This window comes from Streptomyces sp. TOM-9 (genome assembly GCF_056858595.1).
The window spans coordinates 801811-826978 of sequence record NZ_JBXEQB010000001.1; the positions used below are offsets into that span (position 1 = coordinate 801811).

Annotated in this window: 18 protein-coding genes and 1 pseudogene; 8 read left to right on the forward strand and 11 right to left on the reverse strand. The window is 72.3% G+C overall.

The annotated features are described in order from the left end of the window. Window positions 1–59: 59 nt before the first annotated feature. Window positions 60–1007 (forward strand): alpha/beta fold hydrolase, encoded by a 948-nt coding sequence (locus AC1VWI_RS03615; RefSeq protein ID WP_499509440.1) that lies wholly within the window; start codon window positions 60–62, stop codon window positions 1005–1007. A gap of 759 nt (window positions 1008–1766) precedes the next feature. Here the strand turns inward: AC1VWI_RS03615 and AC1VWI_RS03620 are convergent. Next, on the reverse strand, window positions 1767–2315 hold the full coding sequence (locus AC1VWI_RS03620) for a GNAT family N-acetyltransferase (RefSeq protein WP_499509441.1): 549 nt from the start codon (window positions 2313–2315) through the stop codon (window positions 1767–1769). Window positions 2316–2417: 102 nt separating this feature from the next. On the opposite strand from AC1VWI_RS03620, the gene AC1VWI_RS03625 reads away from it, so the two are divergent. From AC1VWI_RS03625 to AC1VWI_RS03640, 4 genes are all read left to right on the forward strand, one after another. Then, window positions 2418–2819: a hypothetical protein gene (locus AC1VWI_RS03625; RefSeq protein ID WP_499509442.1), complete on the forward strand. Its 402-nt coding sequence runs from the start codon at window positions 2418–2420 to the stop codon at window positions 2817–2819. A 104-nt stretch (window positions 2820–2923) separates the two neighbouring features. After that, window positions 2924–3580, forward strand: coding sequence for a thioredoxin-like domain-containing protein (locus tag AC1VWI_RS03630; RefSeq protein ID WP_499509443.1), 657 nt, complete (start codon window positions 2924–2926; stop codon window positions 3578–3580). Between the two features lie 47 nt (window positions 3581–3627). Beyond that, window positions 3628–4215, forward strand: coding sequence for a DUF305 domain-containing protein (locus AC1VWI_RS03635; RefSeq protein ID WP_499516708.1), 588 nt, complete (start codon window positions 3628–3630; stop codon window positions 4213–4215). Window positions 4216–4427: 212 nt separating this feature from the next. Beyond that, window positions 4428–5432, forward strand: coding sequence for a cation diffusion facilitator family transporter (locus AC1VWI_RS03640; RefSeq protein ID WP_499509444.1), 1005 nt, complete (start codon window positions 4428–4430; stop codon window positions 5430–5432). 9 nt (window positions 5433–5441) lie between these two features. On the opposite strand, the pseudogene kdpB (AC1VWI_RS03645) reads toward AC1VWI_RS03640, so the two are convergent. Continuing rightward, window positions 5442–7585: pseudogene (kdpB, locus tag AC1VWI_RS03645) on the reverse strand (potassium-transporting ATPase subunit KdpB). A 442-nt stretch (window positions 7586–8027) separates the two neighbouring features. On the opposite strand from kdpB (AC1VWI_RS03645), the gene AC1VWI_RS03650 reads away from it, so the two are divergent. Both AC1VWI_RS03650 and AC1VWI_RS03655 read left to right on the forward strand, forming a co-directional pair. Beyond that, window positions 8028–8846 (forward strand): SDR family NAD(P)-dependent oxidoreductase, encoded by an 819-nt coding sequence (locus AC1VWI_RS03650; RefSeq protein ID WP_499509445.1) that lies wholly within the window; start codon window positions 8028–8030, stop codon window positions 8844–8846. Between the two features lie 192 nt (window positions 8847–9038). Continuing rightward, window positions 9039–9824, forward strand: coding sequence for a GNAT family N-acetyltransferase (locus AC1VWI_RS03655; RefSeq protein ID WP_499509446.1), 786 nt, complete (start codon window positions 9039–9041; stop codon window positions 9822–9824). A 96-nt stretch (window positions 9825–9920) separates the two neighbouring features. Here AC1VWI_RS03655 and AC1VWI_RS03660 read toward each other — a convergent pair whose 3' ends face one another. The 9 genes from AC1VWI_RS03660 to AC1VWI_RS03700 form a co-directional block, all read right to left on the reverse strand. Beyond that, window positions 9921–10604, reverse strand: a complete 684-nt coding sequence (locus AC1VWI_RS03660; RefSeq protein ID WP_499509447.1) for a response regulator — start codon at window positions 10602–10604, stop codon at window positions 9921–9923. Further along, the gene (locus tag AC1VWI_RS03665; protein WP_499509448.1) at window positions 10601–13165 is read right to left on the reverse strand and encodes a sensor histidine kinase; all 2565 of its coding nucleotides are present in this window, start codon (window positions 13163–13165) and stop codon (window positions 10601–10603) included. The genes AC1VWI_RS03660 and AC1VWI_RS03665 overlap by 4 nt, the downstream gene beginning before the upstream one ends. A gap of 100 nt (window positions 13166–13265) precedes the next feature. After that, entirely contained in the window at window positions 13266–13889 is a 624-nt protein-coding gene (gene kdpC / locus AC1VWI_RS03670; RefSeq protein ID WP_499509449.1) for a potassium-transporting ATPase subunit KdpC, read from the reverse strand. Between the two features lie 19 nt (window positions 13890–13908). Beyond that, window positions 13909–15942: a potassium-transporting ATPase subunit KdpB gene (gene kdpB / locus AC1VWI_RS03675; RefSeq protein WP_499516709.1), complete on the reverse strand. Its 2034-nt coding sequence runs from the start codon at window positions 15940–15942 to the stop codon at window positions 13909–13911. 83 nt (window positions 15943–16025) lie between these two features. Then, entirely contained in the window at window positions 16026–17690 is a 1665-nt protein-coding gene (kdpA, locus tag AC1VWI_RS03680) for a potassium-transporting ATPase subunit KdpA (protein ID WP_499509450.1), read from the reverse strand. After that, complete coding sequence (kdpF, locus tag AC1VWI_RS03685; protein WP_326579416.1) at window positions 17690–17779, reverse strand: K(+)-transporting ATPase subunit F; 90 nt, start codon at window positions 17777–17779, stop codon at window positions 17690–17692. Before kdpF ends, kdpA begins: the two co-directional genes overlap by 1 nt. Before the next feature lie 398 nt (window positions 17780–18177). Then, complete coding sequence (locus tag AC1VWI_RS03690) at window positions 18178–19683, reverse strand: aldehyde dehydrogenase family protein (protein ID WP_499509451.1); 1506 nt, start codon at window positions 19681–19683, stop codon at window positions 18178–18180. A gap of 112 nt (window positions 19684–19795) precedes the next feature. Continuing rightward, entirely contained in the window at window positions 19796–20815 is a 1020-nt protein-coding gene (locus AC1VWI_RS03695; protein WP_499509452.1) for a helix-turn-helix transcriptional regulator, read from the reverse strand. Between the two features lie 128 nt (window positions 20816–20943). Then, entirely contained in the window at window positions 20944–23847 is a 2904-nt protein-coding gene (locus tag AC1VWI_RS03700; RefSeq protein WP_499509453.1) for a M4 family metallopeptidase, read from the reverse strand. Between the two features lie 362 nt (window positions 23848–24209). Between AC1VWI_RS03700 and AC1VWI_RS03705 the strand changes: the two genes are divergently transcribed. Next, a complete protein-coding gene (locus tag AC1VWI_RS03705; RefSeq protein ID WP_499509454.1) occupies window positions 24210–24962 on the forward strand; it encodes an SDR family NAD(P)-dependent oxidoreductase in 753 nt (250 codons plus the stop codon). Window positions 24963–25168 lie beyond the last annotated feature (206 nt).

The window sequence follows — 25168 nt, forward strand, 5'->3', positions numbered from 1 at the left end:
CTCATGTCGGATACCTTTCTCAAAGTTGAGAACGTAGAACGTACGGGAGGAGACCGCAGATGACCCGCCAGCCGCACACCGAGGACCGACCCGGCACCACCGTCCTCGGGGCGCCGCCACTCGGACGGCTTCACGACGTCGACGGCGAGCAGTTGCTGCTGCACCGCTCCGGCACCGGCGGCCCCACCGTGGTGCTCGTGCCCGGCGCGGGCATGGTCGGCCTGGACTACGTGAACCTCCACGACCGTGTCGCCGCCCTCACCACGTCCGTCCTCTACGACCGCGGCGGCACCGGCTGGAGCACCCCCGTGCCGCTCCCCCGCACGGCGGCCGACGTCACCGGTGAACTGCACGTCCTGCTCCACACGGCCGAAGTCCCCGGTCCGTACCTCTTGGTCGGCCACTCACTGGGCGCCGCCTACGCCCGCCGCTTCGCGCAGCGGTACCCCGGCGAGGTGGCGGGGCTCCTCCTGCTGGACCCCTTCCACGAGGACATGTACGCACGGGCGTCGCAGGAGATCCGCGACAAGGTGGAACGGATGCGGAGCGCCGAACTCCCCGAGGCGACGCCGGAGCAGATCGAGCAGTCACGGGCAGCCCTCGCGCGGCACTTCGCGCGCTGGCCGGACGGCGTCCGCGAACCGCTTGCCGAGTACCACCTCACCCGGTGGCGGACCGGCTGGGACGAGGACAGGAACGTCCACGACGTCGTCGCGGGCGAACTGCGCGACGCCCCCGCCCTCCCCGACGTACCGCTGATCGTGCTGTCCGCGATGGGCGTCGACCCCACCCAGGCCCACCTGTGGTCGGAGGACACCGTCCGCGAAATGAACGCCGCCAAACTCGACCTCCACGCACGCCTCGCCGCCTCCGTCCCCCGCGGCGGGCATCGCGTCATCGGCGACGCCGGACACGGCTGGCTCCACGAGGAACGACCCGAAGTGGTCCTGGAGGCACTGCGCGACCTCCTGCGCTCCGCCAGGACGGCCTCGACCCCGGCCGGCTGAAGGGCCGTGGCCGGGGGGTTCGTGGCGCGCTGCTGGTAGAACAGTGACCGGTGGGCACCCAGGAGCGTGAACGCAAGGTGTACCGGCCGCTGCGGCGGGCCGGCCTCGAAGTGATCCCGAACGCCGTGCCGGAGGGCGTGATGCCGTTCGTCGCGGGGTACGGTTCCGAGGACTTCGCCGGCGGCTTCACCCACCCGTACGACACTCCACGGCTCGTCGAGCGTCTCAACGAGGACTGGTACGGCCTCGCGGTCTCATCGGGTCTTTTCGACCACCGGCGCGAGTTCCTCGTCCAGCTTCCCCACGGCACTCACACGCACCCGGCCGCCCTGCGGAACCAGGGCTGGGGCCGCCACGTACGGATGGCCTGGACCCGGGTCCGGCTCCTGGACGGATGGGACATCATGGGCCGGGGCTCATCATCGGCGTTCCTCGGCATCCACGCAGGCCGCCCGGGCTTGGCCATGATGGCTCTCGACAGCAGCCAGTTCATCGGTGCCTCAACGGGAGAGGTCGGTGTCGATGTGATCGCCGTGGCTCGCCCGGGACCGCTCGGAGAACATACTGCGGTATCTGGAACGGCTCGCGCACTGGGAGTCCTCCTCCGCCGACCGCAACGTGCAGAAGCAGATCGCCGTCCGGCTCGCGGGTCGGGCATCGGGGGGCTGACAGCCGTGCTGTCTGACCTGACTGCCGACGCCCGCTGCCGCCCGTTGCCCCCGATCGTCACACCGGGACAGCGGACGGACTGTGCCCGGTTCAGCCGTCACATGACCGGCGGGACAACTCCTCACGCGGGGCGCCGAACTCGATGCGCCAGTCGTTGCTGCGCATCAAGGTCCCGCTGCCCCTGGGGTACTCGAAGTCGCAGGCGCCGCGCAGGGTGAACCCCAGGCGGCGGCACAGGGCGTTCGACGGGGCGTTCCGCACGGACGGGAAGGCGTGGAGCGCGTGGGGAGCCTCCGGGGTGCGGGCGGCCTCGTGCACGAGGGCGATCAGCGCGGCACCGGCCGCGGTGGCGATGCCCCTGCCCTGGTACGGCGGCAGGACGTTCCACCCGGTCTCGTAGACCGGTTCGCCCTGCCAGTCCCGGCGGTGGTACGCGATGCTGCCCACCGGCTCGTCGCCGAGGAGCACGGCGTACATGCGGCCCGGCCCGGCTTCCGGCAGGGCCAGGTAGCGCTCGTGCCGGGCGAGCAGCAGTTCCTCGGGCTCGGGGCCCCCGACGTGCCGCCGCATCTCGGGAATGTTGATCCGCCGCAGGAGCGGAAGGGCCGCCTCCGACCAGGGCTCCAGGTGAACGTCCATGCGAAGCAGCCTGGCAGGGCCCCACGGCGCCTTGCACCCCGGTTTCCCCCGGGGCGCACCCGGCGCGGGTACGGCGCGTGGCGGCGGGTACGATCTGCCGCGATGCGCAGTGACGGAGGAGCCGGCCGAGGCGGTGCGATACCCGCCCGCCTGAGCGGTGTTGTCCTCGTCCTGTGCGGGCTGCTCGCCGCCCTCGCGGTCTGCGGCCACTCCGGGGCGCCGGACGACCCGTACGGCCCCGCGCGGACCCTCGTCTCCTCGCACGTCGCGTACGTCGCCGACGAGGTGTGCACGGACGGCCATGACCCCGGCAGGCGCGACAACGGCTGCTCCCCCGCGGAGCACACGCCGGTGACCCTGGGCTCCGCGCCCCTGCCGCACCTCGCCGGCGCGGAACCGCCGTCGGTGTGGCCGCCCGCGGTCGCCGCCGCGGGGATGCGTGCGCCGTCCCCCGGCACCGTGCGCTCACTCGACCTGTACATGCTCCAGATCCAGCGGACGTAGAAGGGCCGACCGCGCCGGCGGCGACCGCCCGTGCGCGCCGTACGTCATCCGCCCCTTCACCAGCACCGCCGTGTCACCGACGCGGCGGGGAATCAGGACATGCCATGGGTTCCCCCCATTCCAAGGCCAGGGCCACCGACCGCCGTGCGCGCGTCGAGGAGATACGCCGCCAGGAGCAGGCCCGCGAGCGTCGCAACCGGATCATCACCGTCACCGCCTGCACCGCCATCCTCGTCGGGCTGGTCGGTGGCGGCGTCTACCTGGTCAACGCCGCCGGCGACGACAGCGGCGGCAGCAGCAGCGGGAAGAGCGCGGCCGCCGGCTCCATCAGCGGGGAGAAGACGTGGTCCGGCCTCACGCAGAACCACATCGACAAGACCGTCGACTACCCCATGAGCCCGCCCGCAGGCGGCGACCACAACCCCGTCTGGCAGAACTGCAACGGCGACGTCTACGACAAGCCCGTCGCCAATGAGAACGCCGTGCACGCCCTGGAGCACGGCGCGGTGTGGGTCACGTACACCGACAAGGCGTCGGACGCCGACGTCAAGACGCTCGGCGCCCGCGTCTCGAAGACCCCGTACTCCCTGATGAGCCCCTACGCGGACCAGGCCTCACCGATCACCCTCACCGCGTGGGGCCACCAGTTGGGCGTCACCAAGGCCGACGATCCGCGCGTGGCGAAGTTCTTCGACACCTATGTGCAGGGCGACCAGACCCCCGAGCCCGGCGCGCCCTGCACCGGAGGCAAGGCCTCGTGACCGCCGTCCGGGGCGCGGGCAAGCCGCTGCTCGCGCTCGCCGGCGCCATGGCGCTGGTCGTCGTCGCGGCCCTGGCCTTCACCCTGCTCACGGCACGGCCCAGCAGCGGGGGCACCCCGGCCACGGACTCACCCGACGCCGGCTTCGCGCGCGACATGGCGATCCACCACCAGCAGGCGGTGGAGATGTCCCTGATCGTCCGCGACCGCACGGACGACGAGGACGTCCGCAGGCTCGCCTACGACGTGATCAACACGCAGGCCAACCAGCGCGGCATGCTGCTCGGCTGGCTGGACGTCTGGGGGCTGCCCAAGTCGTCGTCGAAGCCGCCCATGACGTGGATGGGCCACGACATGGCCTACGCGCCCCACGACGGGTCGCTGATGCCGGGCATGGCCACGGACACCGAACTGCGACGGCTCGACGCGGCCCGGGGCAAGGCCGCCGCGGTCCTCTACCTCCAACTGCTCACCGCCCACCACAAGGGCGGCGTGGAGATGGCCGCCGCGGCCGCCGACCTCGCCCGGACCGACCAGGTACGGCGCTTGGCGGCGGGCATGGTCCAGGGCCAGGAGGCGGAGATACGCCTGATGGCCGACATGCTCGCGGCCCGCGGCGCGAGTCCGAACGCCTGACCCCGCCGGGGGTTCTCCCGGAGGCCGCCCGCCTCCGGGGGTCCCGGCGGTCCCGCGGGCGGAGCCGGGCGCGTCGTGATCGGCCGGACGTCGGTGCAGGTCACCGCCGTCTTATCGAAGTTGACAACGGTCACCGGTGCAGTCTTTGCCGATCGGTGTGCCGATGTGTTTCCCTGCGGGTGTCGTACCTGGAACGGGGAGGTCGCCGCACCATGAACGCGCACGATCACGAGCACGGGCACGGGCACGGGCACGGGCACGGTGTGGCCGAGAACGCCGACCGGCGCTGGCTGGGGCTCGCGCTGGGGCTGATCGCCGGCTTCATGGCCGTCGAGGTCGTCGTCGGTGTGCTGGTGGGGTCCCTCGCGCTGCTCTCCGACGCCGCCCACATGCTCACCGACGCCGCCTCGATCGTGCTGGCGCTCGTCGCGATGCGGCTGGCGGCGCGCCCGGCGCGGGGCGGTTTCACCTACGGGCTCAAGCGTGCCGAGATCCTCTCGGCGCAGGCGAACGGCATCACCCTGCTGCTGCTCGCCGCGTGGCTGGCGTACGAGGCGGTGCGGCGGCTCGTCTCGCCGCCCGACGTGGCGGGCGGCCCGGTGCTGGTGACCGCACTGGCCGGAGTGGTCGTCAACATCGGCGCGGCATGGTGCCTGTCGCGGGCCAACCGCACGTCCCTCAACGTCGAAGGCGCGTTCCAGCACGTGCTGAACGACCTGTACGCCTTCATCGGCACCGCCGTGGCGGGCCTGGTCGTCCTGCTGACCGGGTTCGTCCGCGCCGACGCCATCGCGACGCTCGTGGTGGTCGGCCTGATGCTCAAGGCGGGGTGCGGGCTGGTGCGCGACTCCGGGCGGATCTTCCTGGAGGCGGCCCCGGCAGGGCTGCACCCGGACGAGGTGGGCGACCGGCTCGCCGCCCACGACGCCGTCACCGAGGTCCACGACCTGCACATCTGGACCATCACCTCAGGCCAGGCCGCCCTGTCGGCGCACGTCCTGGTCGAGCCGGGCGGTGACTGCCATGCCGTCCGGCGCGACCTGGAGCACCTGCTCGGCTCGGACTACGGGCTCACCCACACCACCTTGCAGGTCGACCACGCGCCCGCCGAGCTCCTCACCGTGGGCGGTGCCCCGGACGCCGGGGCCGGCAGGGCGGACGGCCACTGCGGCGAGGCGCACGGCCCGGTGCACCGCGCCGCGCCGCACGGGCACTGACCCAGCCGCTCAGCCGAGGCCCGGCACGAACTGCACCACGGCCATGTCGATGAGCTTGATGCCCAGGAACGGCAGGACCAGTCCGCCGAGCCCGTACACCAGCAGGTTGCGCCGCAGCAGGTCGCCCGCCGAGGAGGGCGTGTAGCGGACGCCGCGCAGCGCCAGCGGGATCAGCGCCACGATGATGAGGGCGTTGAAGATGATCGCCGAGGTGATCGCGGACGCCGGGCTGTGCAGCCGCATGATGTTGAGGGCGGACAGCCCGGGATAGGTCGCCGTGAACATCGCGGGGATGATCGCGAAGTACTTCGCCACGTCGTTGACGATGGAGAAGGTCGTCAGGGCACCCCGGGTGATGAGGAGTTGCTTGCCGACCTCGACGATCTCGATCAGCTTGGTGGGGTCGGAGTCCAGGTCCACCATGTTCCCGGCCTCCTTGGCGGCCGAGGTGCCGGTGTTCATGGCCACGCCCACGCCGGCCTGGGCCAGCGCCGGGGCGTCGTTGGTGCCGTCACCGGTCATCGCGACCAGGTTGCCGCCGGCCTGCTCCCGCTTGATGAGGGCGAGCTTGTCCTCCGGGGTCGCCTCGGCCAGCACGTCGTCGACGCCGGCCTCGTCGGCGATGGCGCGCGCGGTGAGCGGGTTGTCCCCGGTGACCATCACCGTGCGGATGCCCATCCGCCGCAGTTCCGCGAAGCGTTCGCGGATGCCGTCCTTGACGACGTCCTTGAGGTGGACGACGCCGAGCACCCGCGCGCCGTTCCAGTCGTCGAGGGCCACCAGCAGGGGGGTGCCGCCCGAGGCGCCGATGGCGTCCACCAGGTGGCCGGCCTCCTCGGGGACCTGGCCCCCGCGACCGGTGACCCAGCCGGCCACCGTGCCGGCCGCGCCCTTGCGCACGGAGGCGCCCGCGCCGTCCTCCCAGCGCAGGTCGACCCCGCTCATGCGGGTGCGTGCGGTGAAGGGCACGAAGCGGGTCTGTCCGAGCTCGCCTTCCGACGGGGCGCGCAGCCCGTACCGTTCCTTGGCCAGGACGACGATGGAGCGGCCCTCGGGGGTCTCGTCGGCGAGGCTGGAGACCTGCGCGGCCTGCGCGAGCTGCATGGCGTCGACACCGGTGAGCGGGATGAACGCGGCGGCCCGGCGGTTGCCGAACGTGATGGTGCCGGTCTTGTCCAGCAGCAGGGTGGAGACGTCGCCGGCCGCCTCGACGGCGCGCCCGGACATCGCCAGCACGTTGCGCTGCACCAGGCGGTCCATGCCGGCGATCCCGATCGCCGAGAGCAGCGCGCCGATGGTCGTCGGGATCAGGGTGACCAGCAGGGCCACGAGGACGACGGTGCTCTGCGCCGCGTCCGCGTAGGCGGCCATCGGCTGGAGGGTGACGACGACCAGGATGAAGACGATCGTGAGCGAGGCCAGCAGGATGTTGAGGGCGATCTCGTTGGGCGTCTTCTGCCGGGTGGCGCCCTCGACCAGGGCGATCATGCGGTCGAGGAAAGTCCGGCCCGGGCGGGAGGTGACGCGCACGACGATGCGGTCGGAGAGCACCTTAGGCCGCCGGTGACCCCCGAACGGTCGCCGCCCGCCTCCCGGATCACCGGGGCGGACTCGCCCGTGATGGCCGACTCGTCGACGGCGGCGATCCCGTCGACGACCTCACCGTCGCCCGGCACGGTCTCCCCGGCCTCGACGAGGACGACGTCGAACGGCTTCAGTTCGGCGGCGGGGATCGTCTGCTCGGTGTGGTCACGGCCGTAGGGGCGCCAGCCGGTCAGCCGTCGGGCGACGGTGTCGGTCCTGGTGCGGCGCAGCGACTCGGCCTGGGCCTTGCCGCGGCCCTCGGCCACGGCCTCCGCCAGGTTGGCGAAGACGACGGTGAGCCAGAGCCAGGCGCTGATCACCCAGGCGAAGACGCTCGGGTGCACGACCGCCGAGGCGGTGGTCAGCGCGGCGCCGGTCTCGACGACGAACAGGACCGGGTTGCGCACCATGCGGCGGGGGTCGAGTTTGCGCAGCGCCTCGGGCAAGGCCTCCAGGAGCAGGCGGGGATCCAGCAGGCCGGCGGACACCTTGCGCCTGCCACGGGGGCGTACGGGCGGCTGCGTGGGCGGGGCCGGGGTGCGGTCGGTCGAGGGAGCCAGGGGCTGCATGCTCGGGGGTGCCTTCTGCTGGTCTGTTCACCGGTGGACGGTCACCAGCACACCGTCGCCGGGAGGACCGCGGCACGCTCCTGACAGGTCCTTTGCGGTACGGGAGGGCGATTCTGACGCGGCGTTGACGTGCCCGTACGCCCGCCGGTGACGCCGCCACGGCGGGCGGGCGGGGCGGGCGTCAGGGCGTCGTCAGGAATCGCCGCCGGTCCTTGTCCGCGGATCCGCCGCGGCATTGGATGGGGAGCGTGAACAGCGGTCCGCGCCATGACGACCGGCCACCCCATCGGGTGCCTCCGGTACCGCGCGCTGTCCTCCCGCCGGTGTCCTGAGGGCACCGGTGTCCCGTGGCCGCCCCGGGCGGCCGCCCCTGTTCCCCGTACGCGAGCGCCGTCACCCCCGTGTCCGGCGCGATGTGGCGTACCGATCCACGGAGTGGTCCATGTCTGCGTCCTTCGTCCCCGTCGTCCCCCCGCGCACCGCCCTGGTCACCGGGGCGACGTCCGGCATCGGGTGGGAGACCGCCCGGCTGCTCGCCGAGCGGGGCTGCACGGTCATCGTCCACGGTCGCGACACGGAGTCGGCGCACCACGCGGTGGAGCGGCTGGTGGCGGTCGGCACCGAACGCGTCCGGCTGCGCCTGGCGGTGGCCGACTTCACCCGGCTCTCCGAGGTCCGCCACCTGGCGGCCACCGTGCGGGGCCTGCATCCCGCGCTGGACGTCCTCGTCAACAACGCCGCGGTCGTCGCGCCGGAGCGCCACACCCTCACGGCCGACGGCCACGAGATCTCCTTCCAGGTGAACTTCCTGGCGGCCTACCTGCTCACCCGTGAGCTGGCGGGTCCGCTGACGGCGCGCCCCGGCGCCCGGGTGGTCAACGTGTCGTCCGCGACGCACCGGTCGGCCTCCCTGGCGTGGAGCGACCTGACCCGTTCCCGCCGCTACTCGCGGCACGCGGCGTACGCCCAGTCGCAGCTGGCCCTCACCGTCTTCGCCCGGGCGGCCGCGCCCGCCGGCGTCACGGCCGTCAGCGTGCACCCCGGGGTGTGCGAGACGCGCCTGCTGCCGCTGTACGCGCACGAGGGCGAGCCCGCCGCCGAGGGCGCCGCGCGGGTGGCCCGGCTGTGCGACCCGGAGACCGAACTCGTCCCGGGCGCCTATTACGACCGGGCCGCGCTCGCCCCGGCCGCCCGGACCGCGGTCGAGGACCGCACGGTGCGCCGTCTGTGCAAGGTCGCCGACCTGCTCGTCACCGCCTGAAGGGAGGACCACCATGTCGAAGCGTGCCCGCAAGAAGAGGGCCAGGCGCAAGAAGGGCGCCGGTCACGGCAACAAGCCCGGCCAGGGCTGATGTCCTCACGGCGGTGCGGACCGCAGGGTCGACGACCCCGGTCCGCACCGCCGTCCGTTTCGCAGCACGTACCACGGCGTACGCGGAAGGTGTGGTCACCGGTGATCGAAGTCCCCTCCCTGGACGGGTGGTTCCCCTCCGGGGTGCCCGGGCCCGTGGCTCTCGCGGAGCACGTGAGGGCGACCGGCAACGGGCAGTGGTGGGCGGACCGCGCGGTCGGCCCCCGCGCGGTCGCGGTGGCGTGCGCGGACCACGTGCTGCTGGAGGGCGATCCCCGGTACGTCGACCCGGACGCGCTCGCCGCCCTGGGACACGACGGCTACGTCCTGGCGCGTACGCGCTTCCTGCCGGTCCTGGGGGCGGCGTTCGACCGGATCGTGCCCTGGGAGCGGATGATCTGGGTGCAGTCGCGGCCGGTGCCGCGGAGGCTGCCGCCGCGGGACGTGGTGGTGCGCAGGCTGGCGCCGGGTGACGGAGCGGCCGTGGCCGGCGCGGGCGACGACGCCGGCTGGATCACCCGCAGTTGGGGCGGTGCGCACGGGCTCGCCGCGTCGGGCCACGCGTGGGGGGCGTTCCGCTCGGGCCGCCTGGTCTCGCTGGCGTGTACGTACTTCCTCGGCGGCGTGTACGAGGACCTCGCGGTCGTCACGCTGCGCGGCCACCGCCGCGAGGGGCTGGCGCTCGCTTGCCTCTCGGGCCTGTGCGGCGACGTCGCGGCCCGCGGTCACACACCCAGCTGGACGTGCTCGCGCGGTAACCGGCCCAGCCGGCGGCTGGCCTGGACGGCGGGTTTCCGGCTGTTCGGTGAGTACGTCCACTACGGCGTCGGGCGGCCCGCGGGAGCGGGTCGCCCGGGCGGGATCACGCCCGCCGTCGAGGCACGTTGACCGCCGGCCCGGCCCGCTCCGACGCGGGCGTCGCGGGCGGACGACGAACGCACCCCGCCCGGTGGGCCCCCACCGGGCGGGGTGCGGTGCGTCCGCTCAGGGCTCGAAGCGGTAGCCCATGCCCGGCACGGTGATCAGGTGGCGCGGGTGGGCGGGGTCCGGCTCCAGCTTGTGCCGGAGGGTGGCCAGGTAGACCCGCAGGTAGTTGGTGCGCTTCTCGTTGCCGGGGCCCCATACGTCGCGCAGCAGCTGGCGCCCGGTGATCAGGCGCCCGGGATTGCGCAGCAGCGGGGCGAGCAGCCGCCACTCGGTGGGCGTGAGCCGCGGGGCCACGCCCTTGCCGGAGCGGCGCTCGACGGTGAACGCGCCCAGGTCGACGCGGTAGTCCGCGATGGTGACCGTCTCCGGCTCCTCCAGGACGGGCGGGCGGCGCAGCACGGCGCGCAGCCGGGCCGCCAGCTCGTCCATGGAGAACGGCTTGGTGACGAAGTCGTCGGCCCCCGCGTCCAGCGCCTCGACCTTGTCGGCCGGCCCGGTCCGCCCGGACAGCACGATGATGGGCAGCGGGCTCCAGGCGCGCACGCCATGGATGATGTCGGTGCCGGACATGTCGGGCAGGCCGAGGTCGAGGATGAGGGCGTCGGGTGGCTGCCGGGACACCAGCAGCAGTGCCGTGGTGCCGTCGGGGGCGGTGGCGACGGCGTAGTGACGTGCCGTCAGGTTGATGTCCAGCGCCTTCAGGATCTGCGGTTCGTCGTCGACGATCAGGACGCGCCTCATGTCAACGCCTCCTCCCCGCCGACGGGGGCGGCGGGCACGTCGGCCGGACCGCCGGCGGTGGGCAGGGACAGGACCATGGTGAGACCTCCGCCAGGGGTGTCCTCGGGGGTGAGGGTGCCGCCCATGGCCTCGGTCAGGCCGCGCGAGAGGGCGAGCCCGAGGCCGAGGCCGGTGGTGTTGTCGGTGTCGCCGAGCCGCTGGAAGGGTTCGAAGACTCTTTCCCGGTCGGCGGGCCGGAGGCCGGGTCCGCGGTCCGCGACGCGCAGCTCGATGCGCGGGCCGAGGGCGCTGGCGCTGACCAGGACCGCGGTGCCTTCCGGGGCGTACCGCTGGGCGTTGGTCACCAGGTTGGCGATGACACGTTCCAGGAGCGGCGGGTCGGCCAGCGCGAACGGTACGTCCGCCAGACCCCGGGTGGTGACGGGGACCGCGCTCTCGGCCAGGCTGTCGAGGGCGAGCGAGGCCGCTTCGGCCACGGAGGCGGGCTCGAGGGCGAGGCTGAGCGCGCCGGCCTGCAGCCGGCTCATGTCGAGGAGGTTGTCCACCAGCCGGTTGAGCCGGTCCAGGGACACCTCCGCGGTGGCCAGCAGTTCCTCCTGGTCCTCGGCGGAGAACTCGACCTCCCGGCTGCGCAGCGAGCTGACGGCCGCCCAGGCGCCGGCCAGCGGGGTGCGCAGGTCGTGGCTGACCGCCGCGAGCAGCGCCGTCCGCATGCGGTCGGCCGCCCTGACGGGCTCCACCTCCGCGGCGGCCTCGGCCAGCCGGGCCCGTTCCAGCGCGGAGGCCACGTGCCCGGCGAAGGCGATGAGCACACGCCGCTCCGAGGCCGCCAGGCGGCGGCCGCGCAGGACGAGGACGTCGTCCGGTCCGACGGGCACGGCCACCACGCCGTCCGCGGGATCGTCCACCGGCGCCGCCCCGCCGTCGGAGCCGTGCACGAGCTCGGCCGACTCCATGCCGAAGGCCTCCCGCGTACGGTGCAGCAAGGCCTCGACGGCCTGGTCGCCGCGCAGGATGCTCCCGGCGAGGGAGGACAGCGTCTCGGCCTCGGCGGTGGCGTTGGCCGCGCGTCTGGACAGCCGCAGCGAGCGGTCCACGATCGTCGCGACGGTCACGGCGACGAGCGCGAACACGGCCAGCGCCAGCATGTTGTTGGTCTCGCCGATGGTGAACCGGCCGATGGGCGGTATGAAGTAGTAGTTCAGCAGCAGGGACGCGGTCAGGGACGCGAGCAGCGCGGAGACGACGCCGCCGATGCAGGCGACGCCGACCACGGTCAGCAGGAAGAGCAGCGCCTCGCTGGTGAGGTTCAGGTGGCCCCGGCTGTTGGCGAGCACCGCGGTGAGCAGGGCGGGCAGGACGAATCCCGCGACGGGGCCCGCCACCTTCCGCGCCGTGGGCAGCGAGCTGCCGGTGGCGGGCAGGAGGCGGCCACGTCCCGCGCGCTCGTGGGTGACCATGTGGACGTCGATGTCGCCGGAGCGTTCCACGATGGTCTCGCCGACCCCGCGCCCGGTGAGGAACTGCGAGAGTCGCCCGCGCCGGCTGGTGCCCATCACCAGCTGGGTGGCGCTCTCGGCCCGCGCGAAGTCCAGCAGGGCATCGGGGACGTGGTCGCCGACGACGGAATGGAAGGTGCCGCCGAGGCTCTCCACCAGGGCCCGCTGTTTGGCCAGCGCGGCGGGCGAGGCGTCGGCCAGTCCGTCGCTGCGCACGATGTGTACGGCGAGCAGGTCGCCACCGGCGGACCGGGCGGCGATCCGGGCGGCGCGGCGGATGAGGGTCCCGCCCTCCGGGCCGCCGGTCACGGCGACCACCACGCGCTCCCGGATCTCCCAGACGCGTCCGATGCCGTGCTCGGAGCGGTACTTCTGCAGCGCCTCGTCCACGCGTCCGGCGACCCAGAGCAGGGCGAGTTCGCGCAGCGCGGTCAGGTTGCCGACGCGGAAGTAGTTCGACAGGGCCGCGTCGACCTTCTCCGGGGCGTAGACGTTGCCGTGGGCCATCCGGCGGCGCAGTGCCTCGGCGGGCATGTCGACGAGCTCGATCTGGTCGGCGCGGCGGACGACCTCGTCCGGGACGGTCTCCCGCTGCGGCACGCCGGTGATCTTCTCGACGACGTCGTTGAGCGACTCCAGGTGCTGGATGTTGACGGCGGTGATCACGTCGATGCCCGCCCTGAGGAGCACCTCGATGTCCTGCCAGCGCTTGGCGTGGCGGCCGCCGGGGATGTTGGTGTGGGCCATCTCGTCGACGAGTGCCACCTGCGGTGCGCGGGCGAGGACGGCGTCGAGGTCCATCTCGGTGAAGACGGTGCCCCGGTACTCGCGTTCCGCGCGGGGCACGATCTCCAGACCGTCGAGCATCTCCTCCGTGAGCGGCCGCTTGTGGCACTCGACGTACCCCACGACGACGTCGGTGCCCCGGGCGCCCCGGCGGCGCGCCTCGTCCAGCATGCGGTAGGTCTTCCCGACTCCGGGGGCCGCCCCGAGGAAGACCTTGAGTCTGCCGGGCCGTCCGTGGGGAGTGCCGGCCGGGGCCGGGACGACTGGCTGCGTCACCGGGAGTCCTTCCTTGTGCGGGTGTCACGCCGCCCGGCGGCGCAGGTGATCCCTGCGCCGCCGGGCGGCGTGGTACGGGCGGTTCGACGGTGACAGGACGTCACTTCAGCTCGGTGAGCGCCTGGTTGAGTTCCACCACGTTGACGCGCTCCGCGCCGAGGAAGCCGAGGGTCCGGCCCTGGACGTGGTCCTCCACCAGCTTGCGCACGGCGGCGGCGTCCAGGCCGCGGGCCTGGGCGACCCGCTCGACCTGCTCGCGGGCGTACTCGGGCGAGATGTGCGGGTCGAGGCCGGAGCCGGAGGCCGTGACGGCGTCGACCGGCACGTCCTCGGGGGCGACGCCGTCGAACTCGGCGACCGCGGCCCGGCGTTCCTTGATGGTCTTCACCAGGTCCTCGTCGTTCGGGCCGAGGTTGGAGGCGCCGGTGACCAGCGGATCGTAGCCACCGGGTCGCGGCTGGAACCACTTCGGGTCCGGCTGGGCGACCTCGTCGGCGTCGTTCGGGTCCTTCTTCGGGAGGGTGAAGTTCTGGCCGATGAGGCTGGAACCGACGGTCTTGCCGTCCTGGGTGATCCTGGAGCCGTTGGCCTGGTCGGAGAACGCCGCCTGGGCGACGCCGGTGACGGCCAGCGGGTACGCGATGCCCAGGAGCACCGTGAACACCAGCAGCATCCGCAGGGCGGCCACGTGGTTGCGGACCACGGTGGGCAGGGAGCCGAACATGATGGGTTGCCTTCTTCTGTCAGCTGAGGCCGGGGATGAACTGGATGATCAGGTCGATCGCCTTGATGCCGACGAACGGCAGCACGAGACCGCCCAGGCCGTAGACCCAGATGTTGCGGGTCAGCAGCGCGGAGGCCGACGACGGCCGGTAGCGCACGCCGCGCAGGGCGAGCGGGATCAGCACGACGATGATCAGGGCGTTGAAGATGATCGCCGAGGCGATCGCCGACTGCGGGCTGTGCAGCTGCATGATGTTGAGCTTGTCCAGGCCCGGGTACGCGATCGCGAACATCGCGGGGATGATCGCGAAGTACTTCGCCACGTCGTTGGCGATGGAGAAGGTGGTCAGCGCGCCGCGGGTGATGAGCAGCTGCTTGCCGATCTCCACGATCTCGATCAGCTTGGTGGGGTTGGAGTCCAGGTCCACCATGTTCCCGGCCTCCTTGGCGGCCGAGGTGCCGGTGTTCATGGCCACGCCCACGTCGGCCTGGGCCAGCGCCGGGGCGTCGTTGGTGCCGTCACCGGTCATCGCGACGAGCTTGCCGCCCGCCTGCTCCCGCTTGATCAGCGCCATCTTGTCCTCCGGCGTCGCCTCGGCCAGGAAGTCGTCGACCCCCGCCTCGTCCGCGATCGCCTTGGCCGTCAGCGGGTTGTCACCGGTGATCATCACCGTGCGGATGCCCATCCGCCGCAGCTCGTCGAACCGCTCCCGCATGCCCTCCTTGACCACGTCCTTCAGGTGGATGACACCCAGCACACGGGCCGCGCCGTCCTCCTTGACCGCCACGACGAGCGGCGTACCGCCCGACTGCGATATGCGGTCGACCAGGGACTGCACCTCCTCGCCGGCCCGGCCGCCGTTCTCGGCGACCCACGCGGTCACCGCGGACGCGGCGCCCTTGCGGACCTGGCGGCCGTCGACGTTCACGCCGGACATCCGGGTCTGCGCGGTGAAGGGCACGAACTCGGCGTGCCCGAGTTCGCCCTCGTGCCGCTCGCGCAGGCCGTACTTCTCCTTCGCCAGGACGACGACGGAACGGCCCTCGGGCGTCTCGTCGGCCAGCGACGACAGCTGCGCCGCGTCGGCCAGTTCGGCGGCCGTGTTGCCCTTGACCGGCAGGAACTCCGACGCCTGGCGGTTGCCGAGCGTGATGGTGCCGGTCTTGTCGAGCAACAGGGTGTTCACGTCGCCGGCGGCCTCGACGGCCCGGCCGGACATGGCGAGCACGTTGCGCTGCACCAGGCGGTCCATGCCGGCGATGCCGATCGCCGACAGAAGGCCGCCGATCGTCGTCGGGATGAGCGCGACGACGAGCGCCGCGAGGATGACGATGCTCTGCTCGGCGCCCGCGTAGATCGCGAACGGCTGCAGGGTGACGACCGCGAGCAGGAAGACGATGGTCAGCGAGGCCAGCAGGATGTTCAGCGCGATCTCGTTGGGCGTCTTCTGCCGGGCCGCGCCCTCCACCAGGGCGATCATCCGGTCGATGAAGGTCTCACCGGGCTTGGAGGTGATGCGGACGACGATCCGGTCCGACAGCACCTTCGTGCCGCCCGTGACCGCGCTGCGGTCACCACCGGACTCCCGGATGACCGGGGCCGACTCACCGGTGATCGCCGACTCGTCGACCGACGCGACGCCTTCGACGACATCGCCGTCACCGGGGATGATCTGCCCGGCCTCGACGACGACGTGGTCGCCCAGCTTCAGGCCGGAGGCCGGGGCCTCCTCCTCACGGAGCGAGGTGGCCCCAGGCCGCCAGTCGATCAGCCGACGGGCGACGGTGTGGGTCTTCGTCCGCCGCAGGGTCTCGGCCTGCGCCTTGCCGCGGCCCTCTGCGACGGCCTCGGAGAGGTTGGCGAAGATCACGGTCAGCCAGAGCCACACGGTGATGACCCAGGCGAAGACGCTGGGGTCCTTGATCGCCGAGAGGGTGGTCAGGACCGCGCCGACCTCGACCACGAACATGACGGGGTTCTTGATCATGACCCGGGGGTCGAGCTTCTTGACCGCGTCCGGCAGCGAGGTGAGGAGCTGCTTCGGGTCCATCATGCCGCCGGAGACCCGGTGCGGCTGCTGCGGCCCGGTCGGGGTGCCCCCCGGCGACGCGGGGGGTTCGAGGGTGGTCAGGGACATCAGGACAGACCTTCCGCGAGCGGACCCAGCGCCAGGGCCGGGAAGTAGGTGAGGCCGACGACGATCAGGATCACGGCCGTCAGCAGGCCGACGAACTGCGGCCGGTGCGTGGGCAGCGTGCCCGCCGTGGCCGGCACCGGCTGCTGCCGGGCCAGGGAGCCGGCCAGCGCCAGGACGAACACGATCGGCAGGAAGCGGCCGAACAGCATGGCCAGGCCGAGCGCGGTGTTGTACCAGTCGGTGTTGACGGTCAGGCCCGCGAAGGCCGAGCCGTTGTTGTTGGCGGCCGAGGTGAAGGCGTACAGCACCTCGGAGAAACCGTGCGCACCGGAGTTGAGCATGCCCGCGCGCTGACCCGGCATCGCCATGGCGAGGCCGGCACCGATCAGGACGATCGCCGGGGTGGTGAGGATGTAGAGGGAGGCGAACTTCATCTCCCGGCCGCCGAGCTTCTTGCCCAGGTACTCCGGGGTGCGGCCGACCATCAGACCGGCCACGAAGACCGCGATGATCGCCAGGATGAGGATGCCGTAGAGGCCGGAGCCGGTACCACCGGGGGCGATCTCACCGAGCATCATGTTGAAGATCGTCATCCCGCCGCCGATGGGCGAGTACGAATCGTGGAAGGAGTTGACGGCGCCCGTGGAGGTGAGCGTCGTCGACGCCGCGAACAGCGCCGACCCCCACACACCGAACCGCTGCTCCTTGCCCTCCATCATGCCGCCCGCCACGTGGCCGGCCTGGCTGCTCACGCTGTGCAGCTCGTTCACCGTGATGACGGCGACCGATGCGGCCCAGATCACGCCCATCACGGCGATGATCGCGTAGCCCTGGCGGTTGTCGCCGACCATGCGGCCGAAGGTGCGCGGCAGGGAGGTGGCGATCACCAGCAGGAGGTAGATCTCCAGCCAGTTGGTGAAGGGGTTGGGGCTCTCGAAGGGGTGGGCGGAGTTGGCGTTGTAGAAGCCGCCGCCGTTGGTGCCCAGCTCCTTGATGGCCTCCTGGGAGGCGACCGGGCCACCGGTGAGGCTCTGGTGGTCGCCGACGAGGGTGGAGATCGACTCCACGCCGTGGAAGTTCTGGATGGCGCCACCGGCCACCAGCACGATCGCCATCACGAAGGCGATCGGCAGCAGCACACGGACGACGATCCTGGTGAGGTCCACCCAGAAGTTGCCGATGCGGTCGGTCTTCTTGCGGGTGAAGCCCCGGATCAGGGCGGCCACGACTGCGACGCCGACGGCGGCCGACACGAAGTTCTGCACCGCGAGACCGGACATCTGCACCAGGTGGCCCATCGTGGACTCACCGGAGTAGGACTGCCAGTTGGTGTTGGTGACGAAGGAGGCGGCCGTGTTGAAGGACACGCCGGGCGTCACGGCGGGCATGCCTATGGACAGCAGCAGGTGGTTCTGCAGCCGCATGAAGCCGTAGAGGAAGAGGACGGAGACGGCCGAGAAGGCCAGCACGCTCCGCAGGTAGACGGACCACTTCTGGTCCGCGTCACCGTCGACCCCGCCGAGCCGGTACGCGAAGCGCTCGACGCGCAGGTGCTTGGCGGAGGTGAGGGTGTGGGCCATGTAGTCGCCCAGCGGCCGGTAGGTCAGGGCCAGCGCGCCGACCAGCGCGAGGATCTGGAGCCAGCCCGCGAGGGTGTCGTTCACTAGAACTTCTCCGGGTAGATCAGTGCCAGCACCAGGTAACCGACCAGGGCCACGGCGACGACGAGTCCGACGACGTTTTCGATGCTCACAGCCGCTCCGCCCCCTTGGCCACGAGGCCGAGCACGGCGAAGACAGCGACGGTGAGGACGATGAAGGCCACATCTGGCATGCGGAGACACCCCGGAAGTCGTGTGGGGACGATGCCGCGTACCCGGTCGGGCCCGCGGCGCCGGTGAAAAACCGGTGTACGTAGCGAAGCGCCCCGCAGTGCCCCCGACGAGCTTCGTTAGCGGGTTCCTGACGCGGCCCCGGAGCGGCTTGACGCCACTTTGACGCCGCCCGGCCGAACGGGTGACGGGGGTGACGTGGCACGTCGGCGCGGTCGGCGGGGCTCGGAGCAGCGGCGACCCCCGAGCGGGCGTGGCCGGCCGCAGCGGGGGTCAGGGTGGGCGAGGAGGGCCGTCCGGCCCGGTGGTGCGGAGCGGACTCAGAACCGCACGTAGACGTTCTTCGGCTGGGTGTAGGACTCCAGCTCCTCGATGCCCTCCTCCCGGCCGACGCCCGAGTTCTTCACCCCGCCGAAAGCGGTCCCGGGGATGTGCGCGGAGCTGGCGTTGATCCACACGTAGCCGGCGCGCAGGTCGCGGGCCGCGGCCATGGCGGTGTGCAGGTCGGTGGTCCAGACGCTGGCGGTCAGGCCGTACGGCAGTGCGTTGGCCTCGGCGATCGCCTGGTCGTACGCGTCGAAGGGCGCCGCCACCAGCACCGGCCCGAAGATCTCCTCCCGGAACAGCGGCCCGGAGGGGCCGGCGTGGGCCGCGAAGAGGGTGGGCCGTACGTAGTAGCCGGGCCGGTGCGGGGCGCTGCCGCCCGCGACGAGGCGGAGGGCGGGGTCGGACAGTCCCGCCCGGATGTAGGAGGTCACCTTGCGGTAGTGCTCCTCGGAGACCAGGGGGCCGATGTCCGTGGTGGGGTCGGCCGGGTCGCCGAGGCGCATGGCGTCCATGCGCCTGCCCACTTCCTTGACGACGCGCTCGTACAGGGAGCGGTGGACCAGCAGGCGTGACGTGGAGCCGCAGCTCTGGCCCTGCCAGGTGAAGTTCATGCCCGCCATCGCGCCGTCCACGGCCGCGTGCACATCGGCGTCGGCGAAGACGACCAGCGGGTTCTTGCCGCCCAGTTCGAGGGTGACCGTCTTGACCGCGGCGCTCGCCGCACGTGCCTGGACGCGGCGTCCGGTGGTGGACGAGCCGGTGAACGCGATGCGCGGGACGTCGGGGTGGGTCACCAGCCGTTCGCCCGCCATGGAGCCCAGGCCCGGCACGATGTTCAGGACCCCGGGCGGTACGAGGCCGGCGGCCAGTTCGCCCAGCCGCAGCGCGGACAGCGAGGTCGCCTCGGCGGGCTTCAGGACGACGGTGTTGCCTGCGAGGAGTGGTGCGGCGATGCGGGCGGCCGCGAACATCAGGGGATGGTTCCACGGGATGATCCGCCCGACGACGCCGAAGGGGTCACGCAGCGTGTAGTCGAGCGCGTCGTGGTCGGCCATGGGGACGGTCTCGCCGCGCAGTTGGAGGGCGAGTCCGGCGAAGTAGCGCAGCTGGGCGGCGGCGACGCGGAAGTCGCCCCGCATGACCGCGACCGGGCTGCCGTTGTCGATGGTGTCGATCCAGGCCAGTTCCTCGCCGTGCTCCTCGATCGCTTCCGCGAGGGCGACCAGCACCCGCGCCCGTTCCGTCACGGAGGTGGCCCCCCACGCGGGCGCCGCCGTACGGGCCGCCTCCACCGCGTCGTCGACGTCCGTGACGCCGCCGAGGGGTATCCGGGTCACCACCGTCTCGTCCGCGGGATTGACCACGTCCAGGGTCTGGCCCGAGGCCGCGTCGGTCGCCTCCCCGCCGATCAGCATGTGCCAGGGCCGGTCCACGATCTCGCCCGCGGTCGGTCGTGCGCCGGTCGCGCCATACGGATTCGACAGCTCCGAAGTACGCATACACTCCAGGTTTGCACCCGTATGTGCCGTATATAGTGATTGAACGTTTTATATCGGCAAACACCGCGTATAGCGCAGGCCAAACGGCCGGGCGGGGCCGCGGGCGGCCGGCTCAGCCGTCCAGCCAGCCGCGTTCATGGGCGAGGAGCGCGATCTGGAACCTCGTCCGGGCGCCGAGGGCGGTGCCCGCCTCACTGACGTGCTTCTGCACCGTCCGCCGGCTCACGCCCAGCACCCTGGCGATGGCGTCGTCCTTCATCCCCGTGGCCATGAGGTGGAGGATCTCCCGGGTCCGTTCGTCGGTCTCCACGGTCTCCCGCTCGCGGCGCGCGACGGGCCAGTCCTGGCGGCTCTCCAGTGAGACCGGTGTCGCGCGTTCCCAGATGCCCTCGAAGAGCGCGACGCACACCTCGATCAGGGCCGGGGAGTGCACCACCAGCGATCCCGCCGAGGGCCGGTCGCCCTGGAGCGGGAGGAGGGCGGCGGTCCGGTCGAAGAGCGCCAGCTTGACGGGGAGCCGGGTACCGAGGCGGAACTCACCGCCCACCGCGGTGCCGCGCAGCGCGGTCTCCAGGGACACCTCGTCGGTGAAGCCGTCGGCCTCGTACACCGACCGCAGCCGTACGCCCGGGGCGACGGCGGTACGGTCCGGGTCCCGGTGGCCCGAGTCGTCCTCGGTGCCGGTCACGTAGGGCGGCTTGGCCAGGTGCAGCACCTCGCTCCTGCTGCCCTTCAGCAGGTACGCGTAACGGGCCGCGACCTCGTCGCCGTGCTCCAGGACCTCCACCAGGTTCGGCGCGCCGGGGTGCGCGACGGAGCGGTAGAGCTCGTCGAGCTGCTCCATGAACAGCTCGGTACGGGCCAGTTCGCTCCGCCTGCGGGCGAGCAGGGAACCCAGTGAGGAGCGCGGCGGGCCGGCCTTCCAGCGCGGGGACCCACCGGGGATGCGGATGACCAGGAGTTCGTCCTCGAGGCCCCGCAGCGTCCGCTCGGCCTCGTCGGCGGACGTGCCGACCGCCTCGGCCACCGCGGCGGCGTCCGCCGAGGGATGGCTCACCAAGTACTCCAGGACCCGGCCGCCCAGGGGGCCCAGCCCCGTCCCCGCCCAAGGACCGCCCGATGAGACATCCATGCAGCCTGCCACCCCTGTACGTCCGCGCCCCGCGTGATGATCGTACGCCTCGCGGAAAGGCCGGCGGGGGCCCGGTCCGGCGTGTGCCGGTCCTGGCCCCCGTCGGGGTGGTGCGGTGTCGCGGCCGCTCAGCGGCAGGTGCCCGCGGGGCGGGCCCGGGTCACCAGGTCGGTGTCCGTGGTGGTGGTGTCCATCCACAGGACGCGGCTGCCGGTGCCTGCGGCGGCGTTCGACTGCTGGCCCTTGCTGCAGGAGACCCGGCCGAGCGGGGTGCCCTGCGGGGTGAACTGGTGGAGCTTGGCCAGCGAGTCGTTGTAGTCGTCGAAGACCTGTGAGAACGAGGCGTACACGGTCAGCGTGACCGCGGTGTCCGACGCCGTGAGGCCGAACGCCCGGACGGGGCGCGGGCCCTTCTCCGCGATGACGTCGGTGACGGTGGAACCGTCGACGGACGCCCGGCGCAGGGTGGTGAAGTCGTCGTCGGTGTAGTCGGTGTCGATCAGCCAGTACACCCCGGCAGCGGTGATCACCGGCGTGCTGATCCACTCCGGCTGCGAGGGCGCGCCAAGGGTGGCGGTCTTCCCGGTCCGGGTGTCGAAGACCTCCACGACGACTCCGTAGGTGCCGTCGAACATGCCGTCGTGGATGTACGCGATGCGCCCGTCCTTGACGGCGGGCTCGACCGCCTGGTTGTAGTCCCGGCCGAGCGGCACCTGACGCGGCGTGGTGTCGCCGCCCTTCAGGTACAGGACCCGCTGCAGCGAGGTCGCCTCGTCACGGCGGGACCAGGCGACCGTGTCGCCGTCCACGCTCAGGCCGCTGATCTCCGAGGTGGTGCTGTACAGCGTCGTGACGGCGCCGCCGCCCACGGGCGCGGACAGGACGTCGTAGGTGTGCAGCCAGGGGTCGTCGCCGGGGACGTCGCCGACCGCCACCCACACCACGCGCTTGCCGTCGGTGACCGGGCTGAGGTGGGAGCGTCCGTCGACCGGGGAGATCCGGCGGGGCTTGCCCTTGCCGTCGGTGCGGCCGGTCCACACGGCGTACGGCTCGGTGCCGTCGGCGCTGGACTTGGGGGCGGCCCACCAGTCGCCGTGGGCGCTGGGGCTGTTGCCGGTGCCGACGTACTGCATCAGGGTGCCGAGCCGGCCCATCAGCACGTCGCTGTCGAGGCCCAGGTCCTGCTCCCAGCCGGGGACGATGCCGTGGGCGTCGAAGGCCTTCTTCACCTTGGCCAGGCGGTCGCCCTTGACGTGCAGCGACTTGGCGGCGGCGATGACCGCGTCACGGCCCTCGTCGAAGCCGTCGAGGGGGGTGATGTAGGAGGTGAGGGCCTTGTAGACGATTCTGTCGGCGAGTTCGCCGCCGAGGCTCTCGCGGATGTCCCACAGCGAGCCGCTGAAGATCGTGGAGTTGACGTGCACTCCGCCGTTGTCGTAGGACGAGCCGAGGGGCAGCCCGAGGAAGCCCTTCGTGGTGGCGCCGTCGTTGAGGTCGCGGAAGGCGCAGTCCTTCGGCGCCCGGGTCCGGCAGAGGTCGCCGCCGATGAGGCCGGCCTCGGGGTCGGTCATGGAGGTGCGGTTGACGGTGACGTCGATGACGTTGCCGAAGTAGTCGGCGATGGCCTCGTTCATGGCGCCGGACTGACCGGCGTAGACGAGGTCGGCGGTGTGCTCGACCACGCCGTGCGTCATCTCGTGGCCGACGACGTCCAGGTCGGAGGCGAGGGAGCGGTACTCGTCGTCACCGGTGCCGTACACCATCTTGGTGTGGTCCCAGAACGCGTTGACGAACGGCGAGCCGAAGTCCGTGACGCCGACCAGGGAGTTGATGGCCATGCCCTTGCCGTCGAGGCTGTCGCGCCGGAAGGTGCCGCGGTAGAACTCGTACACCTTACCGGCCGCCCAGTGGGCGTCCACCGCGCCGCTGTCGGTCATCTCCTGCGGCGCCTTCGTGGTCGGCATCGCGAAGGGCACGACGCTCTCCGGCCACTGGCCCGACACGTCCTGGTACCAGACGCTGGAGGCGTCCCAGGTCTGGATGACGTTGTGGCTCTTGCTGTCGGCCATGTGCGCGGTGTCGCGCAGCAGGTACTGACCGGTGCCGGCGTCCTTGGTGAGGTTCAGCGGCACGGTGGTGCCGCTGAGCAGGACGCCGCTGCCGGTGACGCCCGTCGACCCGGTCGCCGCCGCGGGTGCGCCGCCCCGCATCGAGGTGCCGCTGCGGTGCGTGGCGCCGCCGGCGGAGCCGGTCGGGGCGAACGTGGGCAGGCCGCCGTACTCGAAGACCGCGACGCCGGTGGCGGCGTCGACGTAGACCTCCTGGACCACCGGGGCGCCGGTGGCCGGGTCGGTGCCGCGCACGGTGACGTGGCGGGCGAGCACGCCCTTGCCGGTGGGGAGCACGGTCAGCCCGCGGTCGGTGCCGGTCAGGTCGTCCTTGGCGCTCTTGGCGTGCGCGGGACGGTATCCGCCCTTCGCCAGCTCCGCGCGCACCTGACGCACCGCGCCCTGCACGGCGGTGGGGGCGGGGAGGGTGGGTTGCGTGGTGTCGAGGTCGAGGGCGGTGAAGTAGGAGCCGGAGGTGCCGGTGACGGTGCGTTTGCCGTCCTTGTGGTTCATGCGGACGACGTACTGGGCGCCCAGGACGGGGATGCCGCGGTACTTCTGGCCCAGGCGGACGGTCTCGGTGCCGTCGGCGTCGGTGGTGACGGCGTCGGTGGTCAGGTCGCGGTCGGGGGCGGGGATGCGGTAGCGGTCCCGGTGGCCGGCCAGGTGGGTGCGGGCGGCGGTGGCGGCGGGGACGGAGGCGTCGGCCGTGTCGGTGAGGCCGTCGACGAGGGCGGGGGTGTCGGTGGCCGGCTGCGGCGCGGGCACCGCCCCGGTGCCGGTGCCGGTGCCGGTGGTGGGGTCGGCGGCGTGGGCGGGGCCGGTCAGGCCGGTGACGCCCAGGGCGACGGCGGCGGCGAGCAGGACGGACAGGCCGGTGCGGCCGGATCGGTGAACCGGTCTGGGCCGTATGCGTGTTGACATGGACGAATGCCTCCGGCAGCCCGGAGTGACCCGGGCTCGGTAGTGGGACATCGGATGCACGGCGCACCTTCGCGCCCGCGGCTCGCCCTGCACCCTCGTGGTGATCACACCCGGGTGACAAGACGAAAACCGGGGGGAGTACGCGCAGTTGCACAGATGCGAAGCCGGAGGGCGGGCAGAGGGCGCCGAAGTGCCCGGTGTGGTCCCGGTTCCGGAGGAACGGCCGCTTCGTACGGCCCTGACACGCTCGTCGCGTACGCCCCGCGGACTCACCCGGGCGCCGGCACCCGGGCGCCCGCACCCGCCGTGCGGCGGCGGCCGGGCCGCCGGATACTGATCACGGGCGACGCTGGAGGCCGGCGATGGGGCGTTTCGACGGGAAGACCGCGGTGGTCACCGGTGGGACCAGCGGCATCGGGCTGGCCGCCGCCGAGCGCCTTGCCGCGGAGGGCGCGTACGTCTTCCTCACCGGCCGCCGGGAGCCGGAACTGCGCGGCGCGGTCGCCGCGATCGGCTCGGAAAGGGCCACCGGTGTGCGCGGTGACGTTGCCGTCCCCGCCGACCTGGACCGGCTGTTCGCCCAGGTCGAGGCCGCGGGACGGCGCATCGACGTCCTCTTCGCCAACGCGGGCGGCGGCAGGCTGGCCCGCCTGGAGGACGTGACGGAGCAGGACTTCGACGCCACCTTCGGGGCGAACGTGAAGGGCGTGCTCTTCACCGTCCAGAAGGCGCTGCCGCTCCTCAACGACGGCGCCTCGGTCATCCTCACCGGATCGACGGCGGGCAGCGGCGGCCCGGAGGGGTTCACCGTCTACAGCGCCTCCAAGGCCGCCGTGCGCTCCTTCGCCAGGACCTGGGCCAACGAGCTCAAGGGCCGCGCCATCCGGGTGAACACCCTGAGCCCGGGACCGGTCGAGACCCCGGGGGTCAACAGCCTGGCCCCCGACCCCGAGCAGAACCGCCGCCTGCTGGACACCCTGGTCGGCACGGTGCCGCTCGGCCGCATGGGACGGCCCGAGGAGGTCGCCGACGTGGTCGCCTTCCTGGCCTCCGACGAGAGCACCTTCGTCACCGGGGTGGAGCTCTTCGTCGACGGCGGCCAGCAGCAGGTGTGAGCCCGCTCCTCCCCTGCCCCGCCGGTTATGGACCGTGTGGTACACATCAATGATTCCGTACCGTGCGGTCCATATCGCCAGAAGGGGCGCTTGACACCCCCCGCAGGTCGGCCTAGTTTCATATCGACCACTACATAACTCACCAGCCCGCCACCCCTCCTCGCGGCACCCCGAACGGGGCACGGCGAATACCGGAGGGAATCCCC